At 40.4% G+C, this 12,320-nt stretch carries 9 protein-coding genes; 7 read left to right on the forward strand and 2 right to left on the reverse strand.

What is annotated here, in order from left to right; all coding sequences use genetic code 11:
- Positions 1–245: 245 nt before the first annotated feature.
- Complete coding sequence (locus ADF68_RS06665) at positions 246–1,448, forward strand: IS110 family transposase (RefSeq protein ID WP_049548761.1); 1,203 nt, start codon at positions 246–248, stop codon at positions 1,446–1,448.
- 361 nt (positions 1,449–1,809) lie between these two features.
- Here ADF68_RS06665 and ADF68_RS06670 read toward each other — a convergent pair whose 3' ends face one another.
- Entirely contained in the window at positions 1,810–3,336 is a 1,527-nt protein-coding gene (locus ADF68_RS06670; RefSeq protein WP_049549147.1) for an ATP-binding cassette domain-containing protein, read from the reverse strand.
- A gap of 274 nt (positions 3,337–3,610) precedes the next feature.
- Positions 3,611–3,940: a hypothetical protein gene (locus tag ADF68_RS06675; protein WP_049549148.1), complete on the reverse strand. Its 330-nt coding sequence runs from the start codon at positions 3,938–3,940 to the stop codon at positions 3,611–3,613.
- Between the two features lie 169 nt (positions 3,941–4,109).
- On the opposite strand from ADF68_RS06675, the gene ADF68_RS06680 reads away from it, so the two are divergent.
- From ADF68_RS06680 to carB, 6 genes are all read left to right on the forward strand, one after another.
- Entirely contained in the window at positions 4,110–4,652 is a 543-nt protein-coding gene (locus tag ADF68_RS06680) for a YceD family protein (protein WP_049502643.1), read from the forward strand.
- Complete coding sequence (nth, locus tag ADF68_RS06685; protein ID WP_049549149.1) at positions 4,653–5,282, forward strand: endonuclease III; 630 nt, start codon at positions 4,653–4,655, stop codon at positions 5,280–5,282.
- A 208-nt stretch (positions 5,283–5,490) separates the two neighbouring features.
- Complete coding sequence (pyrR, locus tag ADF68_RS06690) at positions 5,491–6,012, forward strand: bifunctional pyr operon transcriptional regulator/uracil phosphoribosyltransferase PyrR (protein ID WP_049549150.1); 522 nt, start codon at positions 5,491–5,493, stop codon at positions 6,010–6,012.
- 19 nt (positions 6,013–6,031) lie between these two features.
- Positions 6,032–6,955 carry an aspartate carbamoyltransferase catalytic subunit gene (locus ADF68_RS06695; protein WP_045763807.1) on the forward strand — a complete coding sequence of 308 codons (924 nt, stop codon included), beginning with the start codon at positions 6,032–6,034 and terminating at the stop codon, positions 6,953–6,955.
- Positions 6,956–7,004: 49 nt separating this feature from the next.
- Positions 7,005–8,084: a carbamoyl phosphate synthase small subunit gene (locus tag ADF68_RS06700; RefSeq protein WP_049549151.1), complete on the forward strand. Its 1,080-nt coding sequence runs from the start codon at positions 7,005–7,007 to the stop codon at positions 8,082–8,084.
- Positions 8,085–8,668: 584 nt separating this feature from the next.
- Entirely contained in the window at positions 8,669–11,845 is a 3,177-nt protein-coding gene (gene carB, locus ADF68_RS06705; protein WP_049549152.1) for a carbamoyl-phosphate synthase large subunit, read from the forward strand.
- Positions 11,846–12,320: the final 475 nt, after the last annotated feature.

Raw genomic sequence — 12,320 nt, forward strand, 5'->3', positions numbered from 1 at the left:
AAAACATACTAAGATTAGTAGTGAGGAAATCTCCGACGGGAGAAAGTACTCACTACTTTTTCGTTATGTTAAAGTAGTGGTGTCTTGTTAAGTCGATAAGTCCTTTGGCGCTAGACGTCGTAACTAAAACTGACAAGACACCTGTTTTAGGAAGAATGTTATCAAAGTATGTGGGACGAAAAACGTCGAGTATTGAAAATGACATCACTAAAGCAAGGAATCATTCAAGACAAAGAGGTAATATCATGCGAGTAGTTTTTGGGATTGACGTGAGTAAAGCAAGTTCAGAAGTGGCCATCTTGGTCAATGGAGAAAAAGTACATGGCTATACCATTCCCAATGATGCCATCGGATTTAATCGACTACTTGGGGACTTGAAGACTGTTCACGATCCAGAGATTGTCTTCGAGGCGACTGGTGTCTATTCTCGTCGTCTTCAGGCCTTCTTTGAGGATAATAGTTACGCTTATACACGGCTCAATCCCTTAGAATCCAAAAAACAACTAGATAGCTTACGAGTACGTAAAACCGATAAGATTGACGCTGAAAAACTAGCTGCTTCTCAGTTCATCCTCAATCGTAAACCAAGCTATGTCCAAGAAGCGCTTTATCAAGAATTACGCGATCTCAGCCGTTTCTATCAGAATCTTACTGAGGATATCGTCTGCGCTAAAAACCGTCTGCACAAGGTTTTACAGTTCACTTTTCCTGAATTGGAAAACATATTGTCGGCACCAACTGGGGAACAATATTGGAACTTGGTCATGACTTTTCCATGTAATAGTTTTGTACTGGAGTTAGATGACGCCACATTAACAGCTATCATCCGTCAGTCTACGGCGAAACGCATCTCTGAAAAACGTGTGACTTACTTAGTAGATAAGCTTACAAAACTAGCTAATCAGTCTTATTGTGCGGTCAAAAAAAACTCTCCAGTGATAGAAGAGGTCAAATACTATGCAGGGGAGTTACTTAGGCTTTCTGAACACAGACAAGGTGTTCTAGAGGAGATGGTAGCATTGGCTCAATCTTTGCCAGAATATGAGATTCTTCTCTCTATTCCTGGAATAGCTGAAACCACAGCGACAAGTATTATTGGCGAACTTGGTGACATTCGTCGATTTCACTCTGCCAATCAAATCAATGCTTTTATCGGAATTGACCTCAGACACTATGAATCTGGAAACTTTCTAGCCAAGGAACATATCACTAAACGTGGGAATCCCTATGCCAGAAAGATTCTCTTTAAGTGCATTCATAACATAGCTTCAGCTAGCCACACCAATCCTTGTCATATCGCAGACTTCTATGAGAAACGGAAAAGACAATCGCAAGTGACTTCAACCAAACCACACACGATTGCCTCTATACATCGTCTCATTAGAACAATGTATTACCTTATAACGCATAACAAACTTTACGATTATACTTCTACCCAAAATCGGTAAAATTGTTTATGCCATATTATTGTAACGCCTTATCAAAAAAAATCACCAGATAAGGTGTTGGTTTAGTGTACACTTTTTTCACTAAACTTTAGTTCAGAAAAAGACAATTTCCTTAGTTTGACTATGGAAATCAAACTATTTTTCATCAAATACCTTGATATACTTGACAAATGGTAGAAAAGGACTCAGTCCTGTGCAATACAGAACTAAATCCTTTGGATAAATTAATTGTCTAACTTTTTGGGGTCAATACAGTATCAGGTATTGAACAACCTTGATACTATGCGTTTTATTGTGGGAAGATTTACTTGATTTTCTGCTGAAATTTAGTTTTTGCCCAGCCTCTTACTATTTTCTACAGTTATAAATCTTGTAAATCAACTATTTCCAAACCATTCTCTGTCAAACGGTAGATACTCCTACAGACTTCTTTTAAGAAACGTCGATCATGTGAAACAGTAACCAGACCACCAGGATAATTGGCAAAGAGTTTTCTGATTTCGGGTTGAGAAGTTGGAGAAAAGTTTCGTGTGGGTTCATCCAGAAGGAGAAAGTTTGGTTTCCGCAGAACTAAATTCAAAAGAAGGAGTTTGCCTTGTTGACCGCCGGATAAGGAGCGGATTTGGTGGTGCATTTCTGGATAACTGAAATTGAGACTGGCTAGGAAGGATTGGATTTTCTGTACTTCCTCTTTGTGTCCAGTTCGGCTGAGAAATTCTACTGGAGATAGATCCAATTGCAATGTTTCTTGGTAATTTTGTGGCATAAATCCAAGTGAAATCTCACTTTTGGCGCTTAGTAGTTGATGTAACTTGCCTAACAGAGTCGATTTGCCAACACCATTTGGTCCGATGATACCGATTTTATCTTGACCCCAAACAGTTAGTTGTAACTCCTGAGCCAAAACACGCTCACCAATGGACAAACTTTCCTTTTCCAGTCGAAGTAAGACTTTAGAAGCTGCTAATGGCTCTATATCTGAAAAGAAGAGTTGGATTTCTTCTTCTTCAAGTGGTTTCTGGGTCATGGACTGAGCTGCTTTTTCGTAGCGTTTTTCTTGAGAAAGAACATTTTTCATCTTTTTGGCTAATAGGCGCCCAGCAACATCATTTTTAGTATTTCGCAAGGCAGTTTCGACATTTTGCTTGACTCTGCGGTGTTTTTCCATTGTTTTGTTATAGGCCCTCTGGTCGTTAGCAGCTTGCTGGCTTTGTCTGGCAAAAATAGCCTTTCTCTGTTCACTATAGCGATCATAGTCTAAATGTTCAACTAGAGTTTCAGCCTCCTTTCGATGCTTGACCAGTCGCAAGTGGATAATGGTGTCTGCCGTTTGAGAGAGGAAGTCTTCATCATGAGAAATGAAAATAACGGTTTGTTTCATCTTCTGAATCTTACTTTTTAGCCAATCAACTGTCTCAATGTCCAGGTCATTTGAAGGTTCATCTAAAAATAGAATCTCAAAGGGTTTGGCTAATTCATGGATAAGCTGAATTTTCAAAGCTTCACCTCCCGAGAGGCTACCAATCTCTTGGTCACTAGCAAAACGACTGCTATCAAAGTGCAATTCCTCAGCTAAACGGTAGAGAATGCTGAAGTCCAAATCAGCAGACTCTAAAAAGAAGTAGTCCTGTAGAGATTTTTTCTTCAATTCTTCAGGGAGATGTTGGGGAATGTAGGCCAAGGACTGAAGGTCAGACTGGATTTCTCCACTGATTGAGAAATCAGCTAATCTTTCGCCCATTAAAGTTTTAAGTAAGGTTGATTTTCCATTTCCTTCTTCGCCGATAATAGCGACCTTTTCTCCGTCTTGGATAGTAATATTTAAATCGGAAATAAGGTCTCGTAAATCTTTGTTTTGAGTGATGGTTAGCTGGTTGATTTTTATCATCATGTTTCCCTTTCTAAATTTGGATAATACATAACAAAAGCTCTACTTTACCTAGTAGAGCCAATCGTCTATGTCAAAAAATCCTCTTTTAAAAGGGCTGAAAAAGCAGCAGAAAAAAGAGCACACAAAAAGAGACAGAAACAAGATCTACTAAATAAAGGTTCTTTATTTGATAGACTTAGTTGTTCATGTCTCCCTTACCTCCGAAAATTACTATGTTTATTTTATACCTTTTGGAACACTTTGTCAAAAGAAATGAGAAATTCAAATCTTTCTAGAAACCAAAAACAGGTCCATAGAGAGTCAAAACGTGTTTGACGTGATCGTAGTGGAATTTGTCATAGTTTCGCCAAGCTGTGCGAGCTTGATCATTCAGTTTAAGGGTGCCAAGTCCAATCAAGAGACTGGTATGTTGGTAAAATTTCTCCAGATCAACTAAGATAGAGTTATCGAGTTTCTCTGTCTTTTTAAGTTGTTTGAGTAACTCGTCAATATTTTGCTGCAAGCGTATATCATCAGGCAATCCTTGTTTGCAAGTTTGGTAAGCTTTGTTTAACTCGGAAATGAGTTGATAAGCTTCTAAGATTAGTTCTTTATCTTCCATATGAGCGTCCTCCTTTGCTCATGTATTGATGTCTATAGTATAGCACCAAAAACAAAAAATGTCATAGTAAATATATCAAAAAATAGTGAAAAATATTTAAAATGTTTAGATACCTTGTTTGAACTTTTTTCATGGTATAATCAAGATAGTAAATCTTTATGGAGGAAGTATGAAATTAAATATTCAAGAAATTCGTAAGCAGCCTGAAGGTTTGCACTTTGAGCAGACTTTAGACTTAGCAGCTGACTTGCGTGCCCGTAATCAAGAAATTTTAGATGTAAAAGATATTGTCGCTATTGGGAAAGTTCAGTACGAAGACCTTATGTTTTTCCTAGATTATCAGTTGTCATATACAATCGTCTTAGCCTCTAGCCGTAGCATGGAGCCGGTAGAATTGAAAGAGTCTTATCCAGTGACAGAAGTCTTTATGGAAGGTGCAACCAATCAACTGGACCAAGAAGTTCTAGATGATGACTTGGTCTTGCCTATCGAAAATGGGGAAATCGACCTGGCTGAAAGTGTCTCAGATAATATCTTGCTCAATATTCCTATCAAAGTCCTAACAGCTGAGGAAGAAGCTGGTCAGGGATTTGTTTCTGGAAATGACTGGCAAATCATGTCTGAGGAAGAGTATCAAGCCCAACAGGCAGTCAAGAAAGAAGAAAATAGTCCTTTTGCAGGTTTGCAAGGACTGTTTGACGGAGACGAATAGATGGTTTTATCCAAGAAACGTGCCCGTCATGTCATTGAGGAAATCATCGCTCTTTTTCCAGATGCAAAACCAAGTCTAGATTTTCGTAATCATTTTGAACTTCTGGTTGCTGTTATGCTGTCAGCTCAGACGACAGATGCGGCAGTCAACAAGGCTACACCAGGACTTTTTGCAGCTTTTCCAACCCCACAAACCATGGCAGAAGCCAGTGAGAGTGAGATTGCCTCGTATATTTCTCGCCTAGGCCTTTATCGCAATAAGGCTAAATTCCTCAAAAAATGTGCCCAACAACTCCTGGATGATTTTGACGGTCAAGTCCCTCAGACTAGAGAAGAATTAGAGAGTTTAGCAGGAGTTGGTCGTAAAACAGCCAACGTAGTTTTGAGCGTGGGATTCGGTATTCCAGCTTTTGCAGTAGATACTCACGTAGAGCGAATCTGTAAACACCACGATATTGTTAAAAAATCAGCTACACCCCTTGAGGTCGAAAAACGTGTCATGGATGTTTTGCCACCAGAAGAATGGCTTGCAGCCCATCAGGCTATGATTTACTTTGGTCGTGCTATCTGTCATCCGAAAAATCCAGAATGCGATCACTATCCACAGTTGTACGATTTTAGTTCGTTATAAAATTGATTTCTTGTGTTTTTTCTTGCATCGATTCCTGGTTTGTGTTATAGTAGTACCAATCAAATATTCCTTTAATCCTGTCCCGTGAGGCAGGCAAGGAGCTGAATCAAGTAGAAGGGTGGAGTCTCTGCTGTTTTGGTAGGGCTGGCTTAACTATATATTCTGAAGTCTCCTTGTTTAAGGAGACTTTTCTTTTTGGAGGTTTGTCATGAAGACAAAAGAAGTTGTAGACGAATTGACCGTCAAGCGAGCGATTACTCGAATTACCTATGAGATTATCGAGCGAAATAAAGATTTGAACAAGATTGTACTGGCTGGGATAAAAACACGCGGTGTCTTCATTGCCCACCGTATCCAAGAGCGATTGGAACAGTTGGAATCTATCTCAGTGCCAGTCGTTGAGTTAGATACCAAACCATTCCGTGACGATGTCAAAAGCGGTGAAGATACTTCTATAATCTCTGTTGATGTGACAGAACGTGAGGTCATCTTGGTGGACGATGTGCTTTACACAGGTCGGACCATCCGAGCAGCTATTGATAACATCGTAAGCCATGGTCGTCCTTCTCGTGTGAGTTTAGCTGTTCTAGTTGACCGCGGGCATAGAGAATTACCGATTCGTCCAGACTATGTAGGGAAAAATATCCCAACCAGTCGTTCAGAAGAAATCATCGTAGAGATGACTGAACTAGATGGACAAGATCGTGTTCTTATTACCGAAGAAGCTTAGATAGCCAAAGGAGTTAGCCATGTCAGAAAATCAACAAGCCATTCAACATGTAGTCTCAATGGAAGACCTTACTGTAGAACAAGTCATGAAATTGATTAAACGAGGGATCGAATTTAAAAATGGAGCAAAGGCTTCTTATGAAGACCAACACATCGTCTCTAATCTCTTCTTTGAGAGTTCGACTCGTACCCACAAATCTTTTGAAGTAGCAGAGATTAAACTGGGCCTTCACCTACTGGACTTCGATGTAAAAACAAGTTCAGTCAACAAGGGTGAAACACTCTACGATACAATTTTGACCTTGTCAGCCTTGGGAGTAGATGCCTGTGTCATCCGACACCCAGAGGTAGATTACTACAGAGAGTTGATCGATAGTCCGACGATTACGACTTCGATTATCAATGGTGGCGACGGTTCTGGGCAACATCCTAGCCAGAGCTTGCTTGATTTAATGACGATTTATGAAGAATTTGGACACTTCGAAGGACTCAAGGTAGCCATTGCTGGTGACCTTGACCATTCGCGTGTGGCTAAATCCAATATGCAAATCTTAAAACGCTTAGGAGCAGAACTCTACTTTGCTGGACCTGAGGAATGGAGAAGTCAAGAGTTTGCAGACTATGGACAGTTTGTAAGCATTGATGAAATCATTGACCAAGTTGATGTGATGATGTTTCTCCGTGTTCAACATGAGCGTCATGAAAGTGGAACAGTCTTTTCAAAAGAGGGCTATCATGCCCAGCATGGTTTGACTCAGGAACGTTACGATCGCTTGAAAGATAAAGCTATTCTGATGCATCCTGCTCCTGTAAATCGCGATGTTGAAATTGCTGATCACTTGGTCGAAGCACCAAAATCACGTATTGTTCAACAAATGACCAATGGTGTCTTTGTCAGAATGGCAATTTTAGAATCTGTATTGACTTACAGAAACGCAAAATAAGACACAAAACGTTAAAAGATGCCTGAGAGCATCCACGAGAGGTGAATTTATGACTAAACGACTTCTAGTTTTAGAAGATGGAACAATTTTTGAAGGAAAAGCCTTTGGGGCTGACATCGATGTAACTGGTGAAATTGTCTTTAATACCGGGATGACCGGTTATCAAGAATCCATTACGGATCAGTCTTATAATGGGCAAATTCTAACCTTTACTTATCCCTTGGTTGGAAATTATGGGATTAACCGTGATGACTACGAGTCTATCAGTCCAACCTGTAAAGGTGTAGTAGTATTTGAAGAAGCTCGTAGAGCCAGCAACTGGCGAAACCAGATGACACTGGATGAATTTTTGAAGTCTAAGAAAATCCCTGGTATTTCAGGTATTGATACACGTGCTTTGACAAAAATCATTCGCAAACATGGAACTATGAGAGCGACTCTGACACATGTTGGAGATAGTATCGATCACATCACAGATCAGCTTCAAGCAACTGTTCTACCAATTGATAATATCAAACAGGTTTCTACAAAAACTGCTTACCCAGCTCCAGGAGTAGGTTTAAGTGTGGTACTTGTAGACTTTGGTCTCAAGCATTCAATCTTAAGAGAGTTGTCTAAGAGAGATTGTAATGTAACGGTCGTTCCTTATACTACAACAGCAGAGGAAATCCTTCACTTAAATCCAGACGGAGTTATGTTGTCAAATGGACCGGGAAATCCAGCAGATGTACCAGAAGCACTCGATATGATTCGTGGTATTCTCGGGAAAATTCCAATCTTTGGTATTTGTATGGGGCACCAGCTCTTTGCGATGGCAAATGGTGCCAAAACCTATAAGATGAAATTTGGTCACCGTGGATTTAACCACGCTGTACGCGAAATTGCAACAGGGCGCGTGGACTTTACTAGTCAAAACCATGGATATGCAGTGAGTCGTGAAGATTTTCCAGAGCATTTGATGATTACTCATGAAGAAATCAATGACAAGTCAGTTGAAGGTGTACGTCACAGATACCAACCAGGTTTCTCTGTGCAATTCCACCCAGATGCTGCACCAGGTCCGCACGATGCAAGTTATCTATTTGACGAGTTCATCGAGATGATGGAAGCTTTTAAACAAGCAAACTAAAAACGAGTGTGAAATCGTCGGAGAATTTATGTAACTGAACACGGACGGAAAGCTCGGAATTTAGAGAACCCAACTCGGATTGTCAATCCTTCCTTGGTTTCTTAACATTCCATCGCTTTCTATTCGTCCTTTGTACCTTATTTAATGGCAACCTGAGAGTTGCCGAATAGAAAGGCAGGTCGTTTCTTTTAGTCGCTATCAGGCGAACTAAAAACTCCCTGCACTAGATTTTTTACCGAAAAAAATCGTTTCGCTAAAAAATCGTCGGAGAATTTATTTAATGTCGCCCTGTGAGGCGACGAATAGAAAGGCGGGTCGTTTCTTTTAGTCGCTATTAGGCGAACTAAAAACTTCCTGCACTAGATTTTTTATCGAAAAAAATCGTTTCGCTAAAAAATCGTCGGAGAATTTATTTAATGGCAACCTGAGAGTTGCCGAATAGAAAGGAGAAGGGTGAGCCGTATTTGCTGAACTGAATACGGGCTACGGACGTTGCTAAAAAGATAGTTATTCCTAGAACTGACAGTTCTTCGTCATAACTCCTATTTTAGCTTTGTCCGCTTGACGCCCTTAATATCTTATAAATGCCTAAACGTACTGATATTCAAAAAATTATGGTGATTGGTTCTGGTCCGATTATTATTGGTCAGGCTGCTGAGTTTGACTATGCTGGGACTCAGGCTTGCTTGTCTTTGAAAGAGGAAGGTTATGAGGTTGTCTTGGTGAACTCAAACCCTGCAACTATCATGACTGATAAGGAAATTGCAGACAAGGTTTACATTGAGCCAATCACACTTGAGTTTGTAACTCGTATTCTCCGTAAGGAACGTCCAGATGCCTTGCTTCCAACACTTGGTGGGCAAACAGGGCTTAACATGGCCATGGAATTGTCTAAAAATGGTATTCTTGATGAATTGGGAGTTGAACTTCTCGGGACTAAATTGTCTGCCATCGACCAAGCTGAGGACCGCGATCTTTTTAAACAATTGATGGAAGAGCTGAACCAACCAATTCCTGAATCAGAAATTGTTAACACAGTGGAAGAAGCCGTAGCCTTCGCAGCAACAATTGGTTACCCAGTGATCGTCCGTCCAGCCTTCACACTTGGTGGTACAGGTGGTGGTATGTGTGCCAACGAGGAAGAATTGCGTGAAATTGCTGAAAATGGTTTGAAGTTGTCACCTGTAACCCAGTGTTTGATTGAACGTTCTATTGCAGGTTTCAAGGAAATCGAGTACGAAGTCATGCGCGATTCAGCTGACAATGCCCTCGTTGTTTGTAACATGGAAAACTTTGACCCCGTTGGGATTCATACAGGGGATTCCATTGTATTTGCCCCAGCGCAAACTATGTCAGATTATGAAAACCAAATGCTTCGTGATGCAAGTTTGAGCATTATCCGCGCTCTCAAGATTGAAGGTGGGTGTAACGTTCAGTTGGCTCTCGATCCACATAGCTTTAAATATTATGTCATCGAAGTAAACCCTCGTGTATCTCGTTCATCAGCTCTGGCTTCTAAGGCGACAGGTTATCCAATCGCTAAATTGGCTGCTAAGATTGCCGTAGGATTGACCTTGGATGAGGTTATTAACCCTGTTACAGGTTCAACTTATGCCATGTTTGAACCAGCCCTTGACTACGTTGTTGCCAAGATTCCACGTTTTCCATTTGATAAGTTTGAAAAGGGTGAGCGCCGTCTTGGTACTCAGATGAAGGCGACTGGAGAAGTTATGGCCATCGGTCGTAACATCGAAGAGTCACTTCTTAAAGCTTGTCGTTCACTTGAAATTGGTGTCCACCACAATGAAATGCCTGAACTTGCAGATGTTTCAGATGATGCCTTGATTGAAAAAGTTGTCAAAGCTCAAGATGACCGTCTATTCTACGTATCAGAGGCCATTCGCCGTGGTTACACACCAGAAGAAATTGCTGAGCTGACAAAAATCGATATCTTTTATCTGGATAAACTATTGCATATCTTTGAAATTGAGCAAGAATTGGGTTCACATCCACAAGATCTAGCAGTCCTAAAAACAGCAAAACTCAATGGTTTCTCAGATCGTAAAATCGCTGAACTCTGGAATACTACAGCTGACCAAGTTCGCCAACTACGTTTGGAAAACAAGATTGTCCCAGTTTACAAGATGGTTGATACTTGTGCGGCAGAATTTGAATCAGAAACTCCTTACTTCTATTCAACCTATGGTTGGGAAAATGAATCTATCAAGTCTGAAAAGGAATCTGTACTGGTCCTAGGTTCAGGTCCAATCCGTATCGGTCAAGGGGTTGAGTTTGACTATGCGACTGTTCACTCAGTTAAGGCGATTCAAGCTGCTGGCTACGAAGCCATCATCATGAACTCAAACCCAGAGACCGTTTCAACCGACTTCTCTGTATCGGATAAACTTTACTTTGAGCCATTGACATTTGAAGATGTCATGAATGTTATCGACTTAGAGCAACCAAAAGGTGTTATCGTTCAATTTGGTGGACAAACAGCTATCAACCTTGCTGAACCATTGGCAAAAGCTGGTGTAACTATCCTTGGTACGCAGGTTGCTGACCTAGACCGTGCCGAAGACCGTGACCTCTTTGAGCAAGCCCTCAAAGACTTGGATATTCCACAACCTCCTGGACAGACTGCAACAAACGAAGAAGAAGCAGTGCTTGCAGCTCGTAAGATTGGTTTCCCAGTCCTCGTTCGTCCTTCTTATGTCTTGGGTGGACGTGCCATGGAAATTGTAGAAAACGAAGAAGACCTTCGTTCTTACATGCGTACAGCCGTTAAAGCAAGTCCAGACCATCCAGTTCTTGTCGACTCTTATATCGTTGGACAAGAATGTGAAGTTGATGCCATCTCAGACGGACGAAATGTCCTCATCCCAGGTATTATGGAACATATCGAACGTGCTGGTGTCCACTCAGGTGACTCCATGGCTGTTTATCCTCCACAAACCTTGTCTCAAAAGGTTCAAGAAACGATCGCAGATTACACTAAACGTCTTGCAATCGGCCTTAACTGTCTTGGTATGATGAACATTCAGTTTGTCATCAAAGATGAAAAAGTCTACGTTATTGAAGTCAATCCACGTGCCAGCCGTACAGTTCCATTCCTATCAAAAGTAACCAATATCCCGATGGCTCAGGTTGCAACTAAGTTGATTCTTGGTCAAAGTCTTGAAGAACTTGGTTACCAAGATGGACTTTACCCAGAAAGCAGTCGTGTTCATATCAAGGCGCCTGTCTTCTCCTTCACTAAACTCGCGAAAGTAGACAGCTTGCTCGGTCCTGAAATGAAGTCAACAGGGGAAGTTATGGGTTCTGATACGACTCTAGAAAAAGCGCTCTACAAGGCTTTTGAAGCTTCATACCTTCACTTGCCAACCTTTGGGAATGTTGTCTTTACTATCGCTGACGATGCCAAGGAAGAAGCTTTGGATTTGGCTCGTCGTTTCCAAAATATTGGCTACGGAATCCTTGCAACTCAGGGAACAGTAGCTTTCTTTGCAAATCATGGCTTGAAGGCTCAACTCGTTGGTAAGATCGGTGATGATGAACACGATATCCCAAGCTATGTTCGTAAAGGGAAAATCCAAGCTATCATCAACACAGTTGGTACCAAGCGAACTGCTGATGAAGATGGTGAACAAATCCGCCGTTCAGCTATCGAACATGGTGTACCACTCTTTACAGCCCTAGATACAGCGGATGCTATGCTTAAGGTACTTGAAAGCCGTAGCTTCGTTACAGAAGCAATTTAGTTTCTTGTTAAATGATCTAAGTAGCTTTTATCCAGCGTCAAAAGACGCTGGTTTTTCCTCTTTTATAGAGAAATCGAGTTAGAAATAATAGTTACAGTTCACTATTAAATGTCAAAGTTTATCAATAGATTTATCATTATCGTTAATGAGTAGACTTATTCTGACTTTCCCTAAAATTTTGTTGAATTTTCTTAAGTTTTTATCATATTTTTTATAATTAAGGTGCCTTAAGAAAAATAATGAAAAAACTAAATGTTTTTCATATAGTTTTCATTTTTTGTGTTATAATTAAGGTGCCTTAAGAAAAATATTAAGGTGCCTTAAGAAAAATAATGAAAAAACTAAATGTTTTTCATATAGTTTTCATTGTTTTAATAGTTTAAAGTCAATCTTATTTTTCTCTAATAGAAAATAATAGACTTCCTGCGAAACAAAATATGATACAATAAAACTATGAATTATGAATCAAGTAAAC

Source organism: Streptococcus pseudopneumoniae (assembly GCF_001068775.1).
Lineage (GTDB): Bacteria > Bacillota > Bacilli > Lactobacillales > Streptococcaceae > Streptococcus > Streptococcus pseudopneumoniae_N.

Bases quoted from the DNA above. Each gene is read 5' to 3' on its own strand.
- ADF68_RS06665 (WP_049548761.1), top strand. From the start codon at position 246: ATGCGAGTAGTTTTTGGGATTGACGTGAGTAAAGCAAGTTCAGAAGTG.
- ADF68_RS06670 (WP_049549147.1), bottom strand. From the start codon at position 3,336: ATGATAAAAATCAACCAGCTAACCATCACTCAAAACAAAGATTTACGA.
- ADF68_RS06675 (WP_049549148.1), bottom strand. From the start codon at position 3,940: ATGGAAGATAAAGAACTAATCTTAGAAGCTTATCAACTCATTTCCGAG.
- ADF68_RS06680 (WP_049502643.1), top strand. From the start codon at position 4,110: ATGAAATTAAATATTCAAGAAATTCGTAAGCAGCCTGAAGGTTTGCAC.
- nth (WP_049549149.1), top strand. From the start codon at position 4,653: ATGGTTTTATCCAAGAAACGTGCCCGTCATGTCATTGAGGAAATCATC.
- pyrR (WP_049549150.1), top strand. From the start codon at position 5,491: ATGAAGACAAAAGAAGTTGTAGACGAATTGACCGTCAAGCGAGCGATT.
- ADF68_RS06695 (WP_045763807.1), top strand. From the start codon at position 6,032: ATGTCAGAAAATCAACAAGCCATTCAACATGTAGTCTCAATGGAAGAC.
- ADF68_RS06700 (WP_049549151.1), top strand. From the start codon at position 7,005: ATGACTAAACGACTTCTAGTTTTAGAAGATGGAACAATTTTTGAAGGA.
- carB (WP_049549152.1), top strand. From the start codon at position 8,669: ATGCCTAAACGTACTGATATTCAAAAAATTATGGTGATTGGTTCTGGT.